At 68.6% G+C, this 17230-nt stretch carries 16 protein-coding genes; 11 read left to right on the top strand and 5 right to left on the bottom strand.

Going from position 1 to position 17230, the window contains the following annotated elements; genetic code table 11:
• Positions 1–17 precede the first annotated feature (17 nt).
• Entirely contained in the window at positions 18–560 is a 543-nt protein-coding gene (locus ACGWYJ_RS08000) for a hypothetical protein (protein ID WP_395105030.1), read from the top strand.
• 216 nt (positions 561–776) lie between these two features.
• Here ACGWYJ_RS08000 and ACGWYJ_RS07995 read toward each other — a convergent pair whose 3' ends face one another.
• Positions 777–1001 carry a hypothetical protein gene (locus tag ACGWYJ_RS07995; RefSeq protein ID WP_395105029.1) on the bottom strand — a complete coding sequence of 75 codons (225 nt, stop codon included), beginning with the start codon at positions 999–1001 and terminating at the stop codon, positions 777–779.
• A gap of 827 nt (positions 1002–1828) precedes the next feature.
• Between ACGWYJ_RS07995 and ACGWYJ_RS07990 the strand changes: the two genes are divergently transcribed.
• From ACGWYJ_RS07990 to ACGWYJ_RS07970, 5 genes are read left to right on the top strand one after another with little or no spacing between them, the layout of a single operon-like run.
• On the top strand, positions 1829–3901 hold the full coding sequence (locus tag ACGWYJ_RS07990) for a CocE/NonD family hydrolase (RefSeq protein WP_395105028.1): 2073 nt from the start codon (positions 1829–1831) through the stop codon (positions 3899–3901).
• Positions 3898–4797, top strand: coding sequence for a glycine betaine ABC transporter substrate-binding protein (locus tag ACGWYJ_RS07985; RefSeq protein ID WP_395105027.1), 900 nt, complete (start codon positions 3898–3900; stop codon positions 4795–4797). Before ACGWYJ_RS07990 ends, ACGWYJ_RS07985 begins: the two co-directional genes overlap by 4 nt.
• A gap of 42 nt (positions 4798–4839) precedes the next feature.
• Entirely contained in the window at positions 4840–5811 is a 972-nt protein-coding gene (locus ACGWYJ_RS07980; protein ID WP_395105026.1) for an ABC transporter ATP-binding protein, read from the top strand.
• Positions 5808–6545 (top strand): ABC transporter permease, encoded by a 738-nt coding sequence (locus tag ACGWYJ_RS07975; RefSeq protein ID WP_395105025.1) that lies wholly within the window; start codon positions 5808–5810, stop codon positions 6543–6545. Before ACGWYJ_RS07980 ends, ACGWYJ_RS07975 begins: the two co-directional genes overlap by 4 nt.
• Entirely contained in the window at positions 6546–7217 is a 672-nt protein-coding gene (locus ACGWYJ_RS07970; RefSeq protein ID WP_395105024.1) for an ABC transporter permease, read from the top strand.
• Positions 7218–7631: 414 nt separating this feature from the next.
• Here ACGWYJ_RS07970 and ACGWYJ_RS07965 read toward each other — a convergent pair whose 3' ends face one another.
• Positions 7632–7766, bottom strand: coding sequence for a hypothetical protein (locus ACGWYJ_RS07965; RefSeq protein WP_395105023.1), 135 nt, complete (start codon positions 7764–7766; stop codon positions 7632–7634).
• An 89-nt stretch (positions 7767–7855) separates the two neighbouring features.
• Between ACGWYJ_RS07965 and ACGWYJ_RS07960 the strand changes: the two genes are divergently transcribed.
• The 4 genes from ACGWYJ_RS07960 to ACGWYJ_RS07945 all read left to right on the top strand — a co-directional run bounded on the left by ACGWYJ_RS07960 (position 7856) and on the right by ACGWYJ_RS07945 (position 14585).
• A complete protein-coding gene (locus ACGWYJ_RS07960) occupies positions 7856–9886 on the top strand; it encodes a SpoIIE family protein phosphatase (protein ID WP_395105022.1) in 2031 nt (676 codons plus the stop codon).
• A gap of 680 nt (positions 9887–10566) precedes the next feature.
• Positions 10567–11007: a VOC family protein gene (locus tag ACGWYJ_RS07955; protein ID WP_395105021.1), complete on the top strand. Its 441-nt coding sequence runs from the start codon at positions 10567–10569 to the stop codon at positions 11005–11007.
• Between the two features lie 651 nt (positions 11008–11658).
• Positions 11659–11820 (top strand): hypothetical protein, encoded by a 162-nt coding sequence (locus ACGWYJ_RS07950; RefSeq protein ID WP_395105020.1) that lies wholly within the window; start codon positions 11659–11661, stop codon positions 11818–11820.
• A 131-nt stretch (positions 11821–11951) separates the two neighbouring features.
• Entirely contained in the window at positions 11952–14585 is a 2634-nt protein-coding gene (locus ACGWYJ_RS07945) for a DUF4132 domain-containing protein (protein ID WP_395105019.1), read from the top strand.
• Between the two features lie 938 nt (positions 14586–15523).
• Here ACGWYJ_RS07945 and ACGWYJ_RS07940 read toward each other — a convergent pair.
• Together ACGWYJ_RS07940 and ACGWYJ_RS07935 are read right to left on the bottom strand one after the other, a co-directional pair.
• Positions 15524–15676, bottom strand: a complete 153-nt coding sequence (locus ACGWYJ_RS07940) for a hypothetical protein (RefSeq protein ID WP_395105018.1) — start codon at positions 15674–15676, stop codon at positions 15524–15526.
• A 28-nt stretch (positions 15677–15704) separates the two neighbouring features.
• Complete coding sequence (locus tag ACGWYJ_RS07935; protein WP_395105017.1) at positions 15705–16172, bottom strand: DUF6531 domain-containing protein; 468 nt, start codon at positions 16170–16172, stop codon at positions 15705–15707.
• 92 nt (positions 16173–16264) lie between these two features.
• Between ACGWYJ_RS07935 and ACGWYJ_RS07930 the strand changes: the two genes are divergently transcribed.
• Positions 16265–16438 carry a hypothetical protein gene (locus ACGWYJ_RS07930; protein WP_395105016.1) on the top strand — a complete coding sequence of 58 codons (174 nt, stop codon included), beginning with the start codon at positions 16265–16267 and terminating at the stop codon, positions 16436–16438.
• A gap of 135 nt (positions 16439–16573) precedes the next feature.
• On the opposite strand, the gene ACGWYJ_RS07925 is transcribed toward ACGWYJ_RS07930, so the two are convergent.
• The gene (locus ACGWYJ_RS07925) at positions 16574–16771 is read right to left on the bottom strand and encodes a hypothetical protein (protein ID WP_395105015.1); all 198 of its coding nucleotides are present in this window, start codon (positions 16769–16771) and stop codon (positions 16574–16576) included.
• Between the last annotated feature and the right edge of the window lie 459 nt (positions 16772–17230).

Raw genomic sequence — 17230 nt, 5'->3', positions numbered from 1 at the left:
ACCGGCAAGGAGTTCCCGTGCACCCGCGTCTTTCCCGTACACCGCTACTGGCCATGGTCGTCGCAGGTGCGGTCGCTCTGGGGGCGTGTTCCGGCGGCGTGGACGAAGGGTCCTCGACAGCGTCTTCCGGCAAACCCGCGGGCGCGGACGACTCCCAGCAGACGAACGGCTGCCACCCCGAACTGCACTCCGGTGAGCTGCCGACGTGGGCGCGCAGCGGGTTTTCCGAGAACGCAAAGCAGACGTACGTGCTCGGTGAGCGTGGCTTGATCGCGGGGGTGATTTTCGGCCACCCCCTGCACGTGCCACCGGGGGGCGAACGACAGAACAAGATCCTTTGGGTCGCGAAAGAGCGGGGTTCCGGCGGGGCCGGGTCGGCGAAGGACGCGCAACTGAAGATCACCGCAGTACCCGCGGACGGAGGGCAGGCGGTCGAGCGTGCGGTCGAGGGCGGTCCCGGACCGTCCATCATCGACATGCCGAAGACCGGATGCTGGTCGTTCACACTTCGCTGGGGAGGGCTGACCGACACCCTCGACCTGCGCTACCAGGCGGCATGACACGGCAGGCGGATCTCGTCGCCTCCATGGCCGCCGGCTCCCTGTTTCCACCGCGTGACCCGGACCGGCTGAGGAGACACGGCAGTCTCGCAACGAGGCCATTGCGCGGACGCCTTCTCAAGCCAACATCTCCGCCCGTGGCCCAGATGGAAGATGACCCCAGGGGCGGGTGACCCATCCATGTCGGCCAACAGAGCACCCTCCCCTCCCCCGGCGTCAACAATGAGCGAGAAGAGCCCATACCCCAAGGTCGTCGTAAGTTCGTTGGAACTGCACGGCGCTACGTTGTTCGAGATTGACAGCCCGAAGCCCTGTCGCCGCCACCGGTTCATAGGGGAGAAGTATCCGATCGACCGCATGATGCAGCCCCGCCGCGAGTTGCTTTTGGGAGAAGAGGTACTGCGAGAACTGGGGCATGCGGTCAGCCTCGACGATCTTCATGATGAGAATCGGAAGAAATCATGATCGCCGACCAGCCGGGCTGCCCTTTCGCCCCGGCGACTGTGTGGCCGATCCTCATAAGCCTGTCATCGACCTTGCGCGCAGACTGGAGCCCGCTCCTGTGGTCATAGGACGAAGAGATCGCGGCTCGCGACCTCCTCACGGCGCAGATCATCACCTTGACCTGCTTGCACCGCTTCGCCGTGGCCGAGCACGCCCCACCGGGTTCACATCGTGGGCCTCACAGCGAGCTCGACCAGGCCCGGGCACTCCAGCAAGCCCGCAACCTCATGCTCGGCCTTGGTGAACGCGCGTCGGCATCGTGCTCACGGCACTTCCCACCATGCCGACACCGAGATCAAGATCACTCGACAAGACCGAGAACGGCGTTCTTCCGGCGCCCACACCGCCCATCGGCCACCTCGTGGGACTGGCCGAAGCCGAGCCGTCCATACGCAGCATCAGGCCACGTCAGGAACCATCGCCGGGTGTGCGATGCGGTCCGGGCGCACACATGGAGTCGCCGTTCGGATCGTCATCGAGTCGGATCTCGGAGATCCGCCGCCAGGGCGCGGGACCTGGATTTCGGTCATCCGGAAGCGGGCGGCACAGCCCCCTCGGATGGCCTCGCTGACCTGGTCGAAAAGGGTCCCCTGCCCGTCACCCTGACCGTCCCTCCGCACGTACGGCAGGGTGTCCGGCGACCCTCCGACCCCACGGATCACTTGACACTCACATGACATCCACTGGTTTGGTATGTCCGGAACAAGGTGGCAAAGTACTCCGATATTCGATGTAGCCAGGAGCCATTCGAAGAGGAGTTATGCGTGCCTTGGCCGGAGAAGACGGCGTCGGACCGTGACGTAGCGGGACGGAACGGGGGTGGCGCCGCCGGCGAGGCGCCTCCGGTCCGCGTGATACGGCATGTGTGGATCCCGCTCGCGGACGGCACCAGACTCGCCGCCCGGATCTGGATGCCCGCGGGCGCCGAGGCCGAGCCGCGCCCGGTCATCCTTGAGTACATCCCGTACCGCAAGAACGACGCCACGGCCATCCGCGACAACAGCCTGCACGCGCGTTTCGCCACGGCCGGGTACGTGGCCGTCCGGGTGGACATGCGGGGCAGCGGCGACTCCGACGGCCAGATGCAGGACGAGTACGCCCCGCTGGAGCTGTCGGACGGGGCCGAGGTCATCGAATGGCTGTCCAAGCAGCCGTGGTGCGACGGCAACGTCGGGATGATCGGCAAGTCGTGGGGAGGCTTCAACGGGCTCCAGATCGCCGCGCTGCGCCCGCCCGCGCTCAAGGCGATCGTCACGGTCTGCTCGACCGACGACCGGTACGCCGACGACGTCCACTACACCGGCGGGGCACTGATCGCCTCGGAGATGCTGCCGTGGGCGTCGACCATGTTCGCCTACAACGCCCGTCCGCCGGACCCCGCGGTGGTCGGGGAGGGCTGGCGCGAGCAGTGGTTCCGGCGGATGGCCGAGACCCCGCCGTACGGCCAGGAGTGGCTCACCCACCAGGCGCGCGACGCGTACTGGAAGCACGGCTCGGTCTGCGAGGACTACAGCGCGATCGAGGCGGCCGTGCTGGCGGTCGGCGGCTGGTACGACTCGTACTGCGGGGCGGTGCTGCGGCTCCTGGAGGGGCTGGACGCCCCGGCCCGCGGTCTGATCGGGCCGTGGGCGCACAACTACCCTCACCAGGGTGTTCCGGGACCGGCGATCGACTTCCACGAGGAGGTCGTCCGGTGGTTCGACCACTGGCTGCGCGGCCGTGACACCGGCGTGATGGACGAGCCCGCGCTGCGCGCGTGGATGCCCGAGTGGGCGGCTCCGGGCACCGACACCGAGGAGCGTCCGGGACGCTGGGTCGCCGAGGACTCCTGGCCCTCGCCGCGCATCGAGTACCGCCCGTATCCGCTGGCGGGCGGCGTCCTGGGAGCACGCGCGGAGGACGCGGACGCTCCGGTGCCGCTGCGCAGCGATGTGGCGATCGGCGCGTACGGCGGTAGCTGGCTGCAATTCGGCGACGTCGCTGGGCAGTTCATGGCGCAGGGCGCGGACGACGGCCTGTCCCACACCTACACCTCGTCCCCGCTGGACACGCGCGTGGAGGTCCTCGGGCAGCCGACGGTCACCCTGCGCGTGTCGGCCGACCGGCCCGCGGCGCTGCTGGCGGTACGGCTGTGCGACGTGGCCCCGGACGGCTCGTCCCGGCTGATCACCCGTGGCCTGCTCAACCTCACCCACCGGGACGGGCACGAGCACCCGAGCCCGCTGGAGCCGGGCGTCCCGTACGAGGTGACGGTGCCGCTGCTCCCGACCGCGCACGCGTTCGGCTCCGGGCATCGGATCCGGGTCTCGGTGTCGGCCTCGTACTGGCCGCTGGCCTGGCCCTCCCCCGAGCCGACCACGGTGACCCTGCTGCCCGGCGGCCCGTCCGCGCTGCACCTGCCCGTGCGTCCGGCCCGTGCCGAGGACGCCGACCTGCGCCCGTACGGACCGCCCCTGCCGGATCTGCCCGCCCCTCTCACGCGGCGGCTGTCGGAACCGGCGCGGACGATCGAGCACGACACGGTGCGGGGACGGATCACCATCACCCTCGACCAGGGCGGCGAGGACTTCACCGACCTCACCGACGGCGCGTACCGGCGGGCGGGCGCGGTGGACCGGTTCTCGCTGACCGAGGGCGACCCCGGCGCCACGCTCGTCGAATGCGAGCGGACCGAGGAGATCGGCCGCGGCGACTGGCACACCCGGATCGTGACCTACAGCCGGATGACCGCCGACGCGACGGCGTTCTCGCTGAGCGACAGCCTCACCGCCTACGAGGGCGGCGAGCAGGTCTTCCACCGGACTTGGAACGCGACAATCCCTCGGAGGGGCGTGTGACGAACCGCCGGACCTTCCTCGCCGGCGGGCTGGCCGTCGCGGGCGGCGCCGCCGTCCTGGCCTCGGCCCGTTCGGTCGCGGGCAGCGGGCCCACCATCAAGGTCGGCTCCAAGCAGTTCACCGAGTCCTGGATCATGGGTGAGCTGTACGCGCAGCTCCTCACCGCCCAGGGCTTCCACGTCGTGCTGAAATCCAACATCGGCAGCTCGACGATCATCGACCGGGCCATCGTCAGCGGGGAGATCGACCTCTACCCCGACTACACCGGGGTGATCCTCCAGTCGATCGCGCTGGCCGAGAAGCTGCCGCCCACGGCCGAGGGCACCTGGGCCGAGGCCAAGCGGTTCGAGGAGACCAGGGGCCTGACGCTGCTGGAGAAGACCCCGTTCCAGAACCGCAACGCGGTGGCGGTGCGCAGAGCCGACGCCGAACGCCATGGGCTGCGGAAGATCGCCGACCTGGCCAGGCTCGGGGACGTCCAGTACGCCGAGTACCCCGACAACATCACCGGGCCGTTCGGCTACGAGGCCCTGGTCAAGTCCTACAAGCTGCCGCGGCTGAAGGTCAGGCCGCTGAACATCGGGCTGCAGTACCCGGCGCTGGAGTCGGGACGGGTGCAGGCGGCCGACGTCTTCACCACCGACCCGCAGCTGCGCCGGTACGACTTCACGATCCTGGAGGACGACCTGCACATCTTCGGTTTCCAGAACGTGGCGCCCGTCGTCCGGCTGCCCATCCTGCGGCGGTACGGGGCCCGCGTGTCCGGCCCGCTGAACCGGGTGAACGCGTTGCTCACCGAGCCGGCCATGCAGGCGTTGAACGAAGCGGTGGCGATCTTGCGGCTCAGCCCGGCCGAGGTGGCGCGCCGTTTCCTGCGCGCCAACCGGCTGATCTAGCGCGAGGGTCCGGCCGACGAAGACGCGAAGGGACGAGAACCGATGACAAGCGAAGCCGCCGAGATCGTCTACGACCGGGTGACGAAGGTCTACCCCGGCGCGGCCGGTCCGGCCGTGGAAGAGCTGTCGATGACGGTGCCGGCCGGGGAGATCTGCGTGCTGCTCGGCCCGTCGGGCAGCGGCAAGACCACCGCGCTCACCATGGTGAACCGGCTGGTCCAGCTGACCTCGGGGGACATCCGCATCGACGGGACCGGGGTGGGCGAGCACGACGTGATCGAGCTGCGCCGCCGGATCGGGTACGTGATCCAGCAGGTCGGGCTGTTCCCGCACATGACGATCGAGGAGAACGTGGGCACCGTCCCGCGGGTGCTCGGCTGGAAGCCCGGCCGCATCAGGGACCGGGCGAACGAGCTGCTGGAACTGGTCGGGCTGCCGCCCGGCGAGTTCGGCCGCCGCTACCCGGCCCAGTTGTCGGGCGGGCAGCGGCAGCGGGTGGGCATCGCCCGCGCGCTGGCCGCCGACCCGCCGGTGATGCTGATGGACGAGCCGTTCGGCGCCCTGGACCCGCTCACCCGCGAGCACATCCAGGACGAGTTCCTGCGGCTGCACGCGCAGGTCCGCAAGACCACGCTGTTCGTGAGCCACGACATCGACGAGGCCGTGCGGATGGCGGACCGGATCGGGATCCTGCGCGAAGGCGGCAGGCTGGCCCAGTACGACACGCCCGAGCGGATCCTCACCGCGCCCGCCGACGACTTCGTCGCCAGGTTCGTCGGCGCCGACCGCGGGCTCCGGGCCCTCACCCTGCGCCGCCTGTCCGACCTGCCGCTGGAGCCCGCGGACGGGATCGCAGGGGAGCCGCTCGGCTCGTCCGAGACGCTGCGCACGGCGTTGGCCGCCTTCATGGCCTCCGGCGCGGACCGGCTGCCGGTCGCCGACGGCGACGGGCGGGTCATCGGCGCGGTCACCCTGGACATGCTCAGGACACAGACGAGCGAGCGGGCCCGATGACCGCGTTCACCATCCTCGCGGCCGCGGCGCCCGATCCGGTGATCCCGGACTTCGGGCAGGCCGGCGACTGCGTCTCCGACAACGGGTTCTTCTGCGTCGACTGGTTCACGGCGAACTGGTCGAGCGTGTTCTGGCCCGCCCTGCTGGAACACGTCCGGCTGACCGTCATCGCCGTGGGGGTCGGCTTCGTGCTGGCGTTCGCGGCGGCGCTGCTGGCGCACTTCAAGGGCTGGCTGGAGGCCCCGTTCGGCGGGCTGTCCGCGTTCCTCTACACGATCCCGCCGCTGGCGCTGTTCGAGCTGCTGGTGCCCGGCACCGGCGTCTCCATCCTCACCGTCGAGATCGCCCTGGTCGCCTACACGCTGATGGTGCTGTTCAAGAGCACCCTTTCGGGGCTGCGCGAGGTGCCCGCCGACGTCCGGCGGGTCGGTGAGGGCATGGGGCTGACCCGTACGCAGATCCTGCTGCGCATCGAACTGCCGCTGGCCGTCCCGTCGATCCTGGCCGGGCTCCGGGTGACCACCGTGACCACGATCAGCACCGTGGAGATCGCGGCGTTCATCATCGACCAAGGGCTGGGCTCGCCGATCCTGCAGGGCCTCCAATCCCCGTTCACCACCCAGTTCGTCGCCGCGGGCGCGCTGGCCGTCGCGCTGGCACTGGCCGCGGACGGGCTGATCGTCGCCGTCGGCCGGCTGCTGAGCCCGTGGGCCGCGATCCCCAGGGAAAACTGAATGAACACCTTTCTCGACAGCTTCGGTTTCATGGCGAGCAATCCGGGGCTGCTGCTCGGCAAGACCGGCTCGCACCTGCTGCTGTCCGCGACGGCCTTCGCCCTGGCCGCGGTCATCGCCGTGCCGCTCGGGATCTGGCTGGGCCACCTGGGACGCGGCGGCTTCATCGCGGTCAGCGTGTCCAACGTGGGCCGGGCCCTGCCCAGCCTGGCGCTGATCGCGATCTTCCTCGGACTGCTGGGCATCGGGTTCGCCAACGTGCTGGTGGCGCTGACGATCATCGCGGTGCCGCCGATGCTGACCAACGCCTACCTGGCGATCGAACAGGTGGACCGGGACCTGGTACGGGCGGCGCGCGGCATGGGGCTCACCTCGCGGCAGATCCTCTTCCGCGTGGAGCTGCCGCTGGCGCTGCCGGTGCTGTTCACCGGGATCAGGATCGCCGTGGTGTACGTGATCTCCAGTGCCACGCTGGCCGCGGTCGCGGGCGGCGGCGGGCTCGGCGACATCATCATCAACCAGGTCTCCTACGGCCTGTCCGGCGTGATCGCCGCCGCGCTCTGGGTGGCGGCGCTCGCCCTGATCGCCGACGCCCTGTGCGGCGGCCTCCGCACGTTCCTGACACCCCGGGGCGTCCGGCACCTGCGCACCGAGGACGCCGCCCGCAACTGACCGGCCTTCGCCTGGGGACGGCGAACGTGGAGACAGCGCGCCCCGCCTCAGTAGAGGCGGGGCGAGCCCAAGTAGTCCGCCGCGAAGATAAGCCACCCGAGCCCCAGTTCGCAGTACAGGCGCGGACGTGAGCTCCGGTCGTTAACAGCAGGCTGTCACCCACCGTTCACAAAACAGAGTTCTCCACCCGTGACCAAGGAGCGTGGCCGACTGGCGATCGCACCCCTGACAATCCCACTCGTCTTGGTGTTGTAGGCGTTCAACCACAGCGGCCCACGACCGATGAGAAGCGATCATGTCGGCATAACGCCATCCGCCGAGATCACAGCATTACCCGCGGATCGCGTAAAGGCGAAACTGATGCGCGATCCCGAAGCCGGCACACCGACGTCGCTTCCGTGGGCGACGTAAAAATCACGCCGTATCCCGAAAGAGCCTCACCAGAAGGTTGGTGGGCGTATATGGGGCGAGGCGCATCGTCACCCCGGTCAGCCAGGTCAGCCCGACGTCCTCTCCGCCATAGGCGTCCGATCCGATCGACAAGGTCACGGACATCGCTCGTTCATTCTTCACCCCGATATGCAGGAGCAAGGCGCCGTCAGCGGTCAGTCGCTCACGCTGCGTGGTTGTATATCGACATGCGCAGAGGCTTTGGGGAGCGGCCGGAAGAGGAGACCCCGGCGATCGCCGTGCTCGACGAGAACGGTCTTGTGATCGGATGGTCGAAGACCGCCGAGAAGCTCCTCGGCTACCCGCCGGAAGAGATCCTCGGCCGTCCCGGCACGACGGTGCGGGTGGCACGCGACCGTGCCACCCGAATCTGGACCTGGACGGGCGGATCCGGTGACGAGAACTACCGAGCCGGCATGATCGACCTCCGCCATCACGATGGCACGCAGATCGTGGTGCACGCCGAAAGCGCCCGCATCGCCACCAAGGACGGCAGGCACGCCTGGGTGGTGGCGGTCGTGCCCGCTGCCGCCACCGGTATCGAGCTTTCCGTGCTGGAGCCCCTTCTCACCCACGCGCCCGTCGTCATGGCCGTCTGGGACACCGACCTGCGGTCCGTCTGGCTGAACGAGAGCGCGCAGGGCCTGGCGGAGGTGTTCCCCTACTTCGAGATCGGCCGCCTGCTGACCGACAGCCCCTCCGAGGCGGACGCGCCGGTCCCGCCGGAGCTGATCCAGAGAGTGCTGGAGGACGGGGTCCCCGTGATCGATCGCGAGGCCCGCTGGGTTGCGGAAGACCATCACGACGAAAGGACCTACTCGACCTTCCTCTTCCGTGTGGAGGGAGTGGACGGGCGTCCGCTGGGCGTGTGCCTGATGGCCGTCGACATCACTTACAGCCGTGCTCGCGAGCGCCTCGCCCTGCTCCGCAAAGCAAGCATCCAGATCGGCACGACGCTCAACGTCGGGCGGACCGCCCAGGAACTCGCGGACCTGGCCGTGCAGGGCTTCGCCGACTTCTGCGTCGTCGACCTCACTGACGAGGTCTTCCCCGGTCCCGAACCCCTGCAGCGGCTGCCGTCCACGGAAGAGAGGGTCCCCGTGTTCCGTCGCGCGGCCGTGGCCTCGACCCGTTCTGAAGGCACCGAGCCCACGTTGCCGATAGGTGAGCCGGTGTACGTGCCGGCCTCGTCACCCTTCACCCACGTACTGGACACGGGCGAGAGTTACCTGGAACCGAAGCTCGACACCTCGTCGGACTCCTGGCCCGCCGACGATCCGGAACGCGCCAGAACCATCCGCGACACCGGCATTCACACGATGATCGTCGTCCCGCTGAAGGCCCGCGGCAGCATCCTGGGCAACGCCGTCTTCCACCGCAACGAGAACAAGACCCCGTTCACGCGGGACGACCTGTTGCTCGCGGAGGAACTCGCGGCCCGCGCCGCCCTCAGCCTGGACAACGCACGGCAGTACACCCGCGAGCGTGACACGGCCCTCGCCTTGCAGCGCCAGCTTCTGCCCAGCAAGCTGTCCGGCGGTGACGCCGTCGAGCTGGCCTCGCGCTACCTGCCGTCCGAAGTGCACGAGGGCGTGGGGGGCGACTGGTACGACACGATCCTGCTGCCCGATTCCCGCGTCGCCCTGATCGTCGGCGATGTGACCGGTCACGGCATCAACGCCGCGGCGAGCATGGGCCGGCTGCGTACCGCCATGCGCACGCTCGCCTACCTCAATCTGCCACCCGACGAACTGCTCACCCGCCTCGACGAGCTGTACGCCCGCGAGGCCGACGAGGGGGACGGCATCGCCGAGTCACCCATCGCCGCCACCTGCCTGTACGCGCTGTACGACCCGGCGACCCGAATCTGCACCATGGCCTCGGCAGGACATCTCCCACCTGCCGTCGCCCACCCGGCAGGCGAGGTGTACTTCCCCACTCTCCCCGCCGGAACGCCGATCGGGCTGGGACTGGGCCCACACCAAGCCGTCGAGCTCGAACTCGACGAAGGGACCCTGATGGTCCTCTACACCGACGGCCTGGTCGAACGCCGCGACTGCGACATCGACGAGACGATGCGCCGCCTCACCGAAGCCCTGGCCCGCACCGAAATCCCGCTGGACACCCTGTCCACAAACGTCATCCAAACCATGGTGCCCGAAACCGCCGAAGACGACGTGACCCTGCTACTAGCCCGAACCCGCACCCCAACCCCCTGAGCAACCACAACCACAACACCCCACCCGACCCGCAAAGTCGGCCCGTGGAGGAGCCTCCGGCAGCCGCCCGCCGCCTTCCCGGCCGTACATCGCACGGATCCGACCAGCGCCGAGTCCCCGGTCGCCCAGACGGCGGACGTGCGTTTCGGGACCGGCGCGCCCTTGACCGGCACCGCCGAGCGCGGCCCACGGCCAGGAAGGCGGCAGCGCGATGGCCTCCTCCAGCGACTGGGACAAACCCTCGTCACGCTGAGCCTGGTCGCCATCATGCTGACCGCAAAGCTCTCGCCCACCGTCACCGGCCCACGAACGTCCGACAGACGGGAACAGCGCGACAGCCGCCCGAATGCCACTGCGGCCAGACGGGTCTTTCGATCCCCGCATCGTCAACAGGCCGGAATCTCCGATCACACTCCACGTCTCGACCGACGAACTTGGTAACGAAGGCCGGCGGGCCTACGAGGGGGCCGGCTCCTCAGCTTCAGGACCGCCCGGCCCCACCAGTGCCCGCCGCTCACCCCGCGAAGTCCCGATCCGTTCAGCGGACGCATCTGCGGGATGATGACGGCCGAGATCTTTCATGGAGATCAGCCGGTTTCCGTGTCCGGACCGTGGCGCCGACCCCGTCCCAGGTTCACCAGTGGCCGTGGCAGCCCACACGACGAGGAAGGACGGCACAAATGACGATCCGGCGGATGGACAACATCCTCATCGTCGTCGAGGACCTGGAGGGCGCCATCGCCTTCTTCGCCGCACTCGGCATGAAAGTGGAGGGCAGAACCATCGTCGAAGGGGACTGGGCCGACCGCATCATCGGCCTCAACAACGTCCGCGCCGACGTCGTGATGCTCCGGACCCCGGACGGCCACGGCGGGGTGGAGCTGACCAAATATCACACGCCACCGGCGATCAGCAGCGAGCCGCGCGACGCACCGGTGAACACGCTGGGCCTGCGCCGCATCATGTTCGCCGTCGAGGGCCTCGACGACCTGGTCGCCCGCCTGCGCACCCACGGCGCCGAACTCGTCGGCGAAGTGGCGCAGTACGAGGACGTCTACCGCCTCTGCTTCGTTCGCGGCCCCGAAGGGATCCTCGTCGGACTCGCCGAGCAGCTCACCTGACAGCCAGCGAGGGAAGGCGTGCCACTTTGGACAGGATCCTCCTTGAACCGGGAGCGATGACCGGAAGAACGCCGGGTCCGAGAATCTCGCGAATATGATCGCTTGCAAGTTCTTTTCGCAGCACTTCAACCTGCAGTGAGTTGAATATTGTGTCCGCATAAGGTAGAATCTTGCCAAGAAAAGGAAACTGCTCTCTGTCGATATGGGCGATGGTCGAGAACCAATCGAGCTGACAGACACGGACGGCTGCCGGAAGAAGGTACCACCGCGTCCATGTGGCGGAGTAACCGTTGTCGGCCTACGTTCGATATAGAGCCCGCCGCTCGATAGTAGCGGTAGATGAGGACGTGCGGGTGATTCGGATTCATCCTGCTTAGAACGGCGCGGATGCCGCCATGCGCACGACGAAGAACTCTCCGAATCGAAGTCCCTGGCGGCGAACCCGGTGGCCTATTGCTGCGCGTCGGCTGCTGGCCGGATCCTGCGCAACCTTCTGGTCAACGCCGTCAAGCCCGGAGAGCGGGAAGCTGATCTTCGACCGCATCTGGCGTGCCTGTCAACCTCTTGTGAGGACGTCCAACCGCACTGCGGCCGCTGCAGCGTGGGATGGATCTGAGGCGGGATTCGCAACCCTGCGGTTGAGGCGTGCCGGTGAGCATCGTCGGGCAGGTGGACCAGTACGGTCCGGGTAACTACGAGGCCGACAAGAAGAAGCGCGCGGTCGGCATCACCGAGTCCGGTGTGCAGAAGGACGCGCTGAAGGCCGTTGAGCTGCACAGGCGGGACTACGTCGTCATGGACGCGAGGTTCTGATCGTGGATGAGTTCACCGGCCCGATCCGACGCGGGCGCGCCGTGATTCCGGCTTCGCGAGGAGCAAAGCGGGATTTCGGACGTCCATCCCGGTATCCGGCGACTGTCGGAGGCGGGGTCTACGGTGCCGGCATGAGCGATCGACTCCCCGATGAGGACGCGCTGGTGATTCCGGAGTCGTGGCGCGCGGAGATCCATCCTCGTCGCGGCGGGGTGGCGCCGGCGCGTGAGGTCGTGCTCGACCCGTCCGCGCCCGAGCGGCTGCGGCAGCGGTTGGACGCGGTCCGGCGTGACATCGACCGGGTCCTCAGTGCCCTTACGCGCGGCACCTCGCGGGACGTCGACGCGGAACTTCTCACGGCGGCTTGGGCCTACTTGCAGGGTAAGCCCGATCCCAAGGGCGCGGCCGCGATCGCGCAGATCGAGGCGGCGGTGATCCTCAGCGGGAAGCGGCGGCTCGCGTCCCGCGACGACTGGATCGACGCGTGGGTCATCGAGCACGGCCTCGCCTTCGCCGCCCGCGCGTCCGCAGAGGTCGACCAGGTCACCGCCATGAAGAGGGTGCACGACCGGTACATGCTCCAGTACGGCCGTAATCGCGAGTTCTACGTTGAACGCGCGGACTGGACACTGAGCACTCCCGGTCACCGGATGCGCGCTCTCCTCGCCGCCGCCTGCGAGAACGACTACGCGGAGGCCGTGGAATCCCTGGCGAACCACCGGAAGAACCCGATGCAGAAGCTCGTGGTGTCCTATCTGGTCCCGACGCGGCACGACTGGATGCAGGAATGCCTGCGGCTGCGCGTGTCATCGAGCCACGCCACGAGGCTGGTGTGGTGCGCGGTCGGGACCACCGATCAGATCGGGAATCTCCACCCGGGCCCTCCCTACGAGCCTTGGGAGCGTGATTTCGAGTTCCTGCCGGGAACGGTCGCCACGATGATCGAAGGCGTCGGCCCGGCCGTAGCGCCCGTCCTGGCGAAAAGCCTTGACGCCGAGTCCGAGGTGAAGGCCCGCAAGGCGTACATCGACGGGCTCGCCGTGATTCCCACCGACGAGGCGTTCGGGCTCGTGGTCGAACGGTTCGACCAGGCCGACGTCCGGTCCGTCCTGGCGACGATGATGGAACGCTTTCCAAGGCGTGCGCTGCGCCTGCTGGCGCCGCTCGCCGTGGGCGACTCCAAGCGGGCCCGGTCGGTGGCCGTTCTGCTCAACGAGCATCTGCGCACCTGGCCCGAGCTGGATACCGGGGACTTGCCCGTCCAGATCCGCGCGGTCATCGACGCGGCGGGACGCGCCTTGGTGCCCGAGGCCGCGGTGAGCGACCTGCCCAAGGCGTTGGCCTCCGGGCCTGTGCAGGACCCGCCGGCTTGGGCGGTGCCTGCGTTCCTGCCACAACTGCTGCTCCGCGGCCGTGATCGGGCCCTGCCGGCGGAGGCGACCGCTCGTCTGATCGTCGCGTTGTCCAAGACGGGCCCGCGGCGCGCACCGGCCGCGCCGTTCCGGACGGCCTTGGAGGCGTGCGACCCCGGCTCGCTGGCCGAGTGGGGCTGGGCGCTTTTCGACCGATGGCGGAACTCCACCGAAGTGGAGGACAACGGCTGGCCGCTGTCGCAGCTCCGCTGGACCGGTGACGCGGAAACGGCACGCCGGCTCGGTGCCATGGCCAGGGCCGCGACCTATTACGGCGGCTACAAACCGGCATTGAACGCGCTGACCGTGCTCGCCTCGATGGGGTCGGACGTCGCGCTGATGCAGCTGAGCATGGTCACCGCGAAGGCCAAGGCGAAAAGCGTCAAGAAGCGGGCGCGTAAACTGCTCGACCAGCTCGCGCGGGACCGCGGGCTGACATCGGAACAACTCGCCGACCGTCTCGTCCCCGACTTCGGCCTGGACGCCGCGGGCGGCATGACCCTCGACTACGGGTCCCGCCGCTTCCGGGTCGGCTTCGATGAGCAGCTCACACCGCAGGTGTTCGACGAACGCGGCACGCTGCGCAAAACGCTCCCCAAGCCGGGTGCCAAGGACGACCCCGAACTCGCACCCGCCTCCTACCGCGCGTTCGCCGGGTTGAAGAAGGACGTCCGCGCGCTGGCCGGCGAGCAGATCCGGCGTATGGAAGCGGCCATGGTGCAAGGGCGCCGCTGGGACATCGGTGACTTCCACGAACTCCTCGTCCACCACCCGCTCATGTGGCACATCACGCGGCGTCTGGTCTGGTCGCACCGCGACGGCGACGGCACGACCACGGTGTTCCGGCTCGCCGAGGACCGCACGCCGGCCGACCGTGACGACGAGGCCCTGACACTGCCGTCGTCCGGAACCGTGCGGATCGCCCATCCGGTGCACCTGGGCGACGACCTGGGGATCTGGGCCGACACGTTCGCCGACTACGAAATCCTGCAGCCGTTCCCGCAGCTCGGCCGTCCCATCTACGCCTTCGGCGACGACGAGCGCGACGCCCGTGAGCTGAAGCGGTTCGTAGGGTGTACCGTCCCGCCAGGCAAGGCGCTGGGCTTGGAACGCCAGGGATGGGTCCGCGGCGCCGCGGAGGACGGAGGCATGCAACCGAGGCTCACCTTCACGGTCCCCCAAGGCCCGACGCTCACCATCGAGATCAGCCCAGGCATCCCGGCGTGGAACCCGGGCCACACCGAAACCCAGACGCTCAAAGCCGTAAGAATCAACGGGGCGACCTTCGGCGACCTCGATGCGGTGACCGCCTCCGAACTCCTCCTCACCCTGCACACGATCACGGAGCCGTAGGCGAAGTCGGGCGTCCGGCTCCACGTGGCCGTGCCAACGCTGCCAGCTTTGACATCACGAACGGCACCAGACTGGCTCACCGAGCACGGCAGCACGGCGCTGGACCACCGGCTCTTGCTGAGCCTTCCCTTCCGCAGACCGTACGGAATAGCTCGTCAACGGCTGCCGAGCCTTCGACGCCCTCGTTGCCGTGGCCACTCTCGCCCGTAGCGGCATCTGGCCTGACCTGCATGGAACCGACACAAGGGCTCAAGATTGGGGCCTGAAACCGGGCTGTTAGTGACCGTCCGCATTCGCGTCCGCCAGGAGGGTCGCCGAGGCGCGGGTTAGAGTGCCCCTCACCACTCAGGACGGGGAGGCGGATGAGCGTGGGAGATCCCCCGGGCGAGGTCCCTCCGGTAGAGGGCTCTGGCTCGGACGCAGAAGGCAAGGTACGGGCAGTTGCCGAACGGGCTCGGGTGAAGTCACTGGAAATACATCCCCGCGCGATGGGACTCTCACCTGATGATCTGCCGGGACGGGCCGTCACAGCGATCAATGCCGCGTTGGACGGTGCCCAGATTACTTCCCGACCTCGTCCCCGCCATGGGCGCCGATGCTTTGGCCGATTACTTGAACGAGGTCCAGGCCGAGGGCCTGCGGAGCTTGGATGCCGTGATGGGTGCGCTGGGCGAGGCCATGACCGTGATTTGGCAGACCGCGACGGTGCAGGGCGGGCCGGTTCCGCACGGCCTGCAGAACCTGCTGGAGGAAGCCCAGCACATGCTCGCGTCACTGGCCCCTCCGCCCGGTGAGACCACCGATCTGGAAGGGACGCGCGAGGCCGCACAGGGGCTGGTGCGTGCCGTGGCCGGACCCGGAGGGCGGGTCCAGAGCCTGACCATCCCGCAGATCGGTGGCCTTCCCCAGGCCAATGCCTGCGGTTCGTCGCCCAACGGTCACCTCGGCCGAATCGAGTCGATCGTGTCGGCGAGTGAACGCATGAAGTCGGCGCTCTGCTGCATGCTCGACTCCCGCAGCCGGTCCAGCCTCTCCTGGTCGATGGCGCTGAATCCGGATTCCTGTTCCGAGCGGGACTGTAATTCGTCCAAGGCGGTGTTGCGCAGCGGGCACCGTACTTCAGATTCCGGGCCGCGCGGCATGCCCCACAGATCGGTCCGCGAGTGCCAGGCGATCGCTCCGTCTGGAGCGACCAGCTCGGTGGGGGACACGACCTTCGGTCGTGACCAGGCAGACGCCGAGGTCATCGACTTCGAGCCGTTGGTCCAAGGCGGACGACCAGCCCGGCCCGAACCACCGGCCCGCCCGGAACGTGGACACATGAGTGCGGTCCAGCACCAGCGGCAGTACGCCCGGCGACTCCAGATCGACCTCGTGGACGACCACCTCGCCGGTGACGACGTCGATCGGGTCGCCACCCGTGGTCCGGCCTCTCACCGAAGGGGTGGTGTCGCCGCTACCAGCGGCCTGACGTCCGCCCTGGCGTGGAGGCACCCGGCGTCCGCCGGCGCGGGCGCCTTGGCGGGCGGTCTGACGACCGGCCTGACGTGAACTGGCACGGGTGGCCTTGCCCGCCACCTTGGGCATGACGCGTTGGGCGGCCTTGCCGACGAGGCCGGTGGCGGCCCGGGTTGCGGCGTGGGATCGTCAGCTGGACGATCACGGTGATCTTCAGGGCGATGACGATCGCGGCGCAGGCGAACAACGCCGCACCGATCACCTGGGCGCCGGTGACGCCGTCCTGGGCCACGCTGTGGGCGGAGTCCTCGGCCTCCCACTTGGCCTTGAACGCCTCCATCCCCTGGCCCTGGTTGCCCGACAGGGCGGTCTGGGCCGCCTGGCCGGCCTCCTGAACGGTGGCCGAGACCTTGCCTCGTGCTCCATCCACATCCGGCCCATCTGGAACATCTTGGTCTCGTCGCTGTTGGGCCAGAAATAGCCGAGGTCCTCCAGCAGACCCGCCAATTGGGCGGGAAGCACCAGCCCCATCAGATTCGCATCCCGATCTGCCTGACCCCGCCGACGTTCTCCCGTTCGGTGTCGTCCAGATGCCCGGCCATCTTCGCCAGACCCGCGCCGAAATCGACGTAGCCTCCGGCGGCGGACGTGTAGCAGTCGGCCGCCACCCCTTCGGCGGAATCGTAGGACGCTTTGAGCAAGGCACTGATCATGTGCTCGCCGAACACCCCGCCCAGTCCCTTGATCTGCCCGGTCAGCGCCGTGTAGTCGGCATCCAGCCGCTGCCCGGCCCGGCGAAACCGGTCACCCGCCTTCCGCAGATCGCCGGTGCGCGCCTGCAGTCATTGCCCACTGGTCTACCTCGGCCGGATAAAGTTGATCATGTCGCTGCGCGAACCCCTGAACTCGGCACTGTGACGCAGCATTGACTCGCGGAGTTCGGACGACTGCTCATGAGGATCTCGACGAGTCCGGACTCCGGTCAGGCCGGGGACTGCGGATCGCCCAGCGCGACGCCGACTGCGGTGACGATCTATACGCCAGTGCCTGGTACGGCGAACGCATCGCCCGTTCTCCACGACCGACGACCGGATCCGGCCACTCGCCCACCGCACGAACCAGCCCCTGGTCGGCCTGACCCTCTCTTTTGGCTGATCGCCGACTTGGTGCAACCGCCAGGTGATGGC

It is taken from the genome of Actinomadura sp. SCN-SB (assembly GCF_043906805.1).
Classification (GTDB): domain Bacteria; phylum Actinomycetota; class Actinomycetes; order Streptosporangiales; family Streptosporangiaceae; genus Spirillospora.
This window is presented reverse-complemented; position numbering and strand designations above follow the sequence as displayed.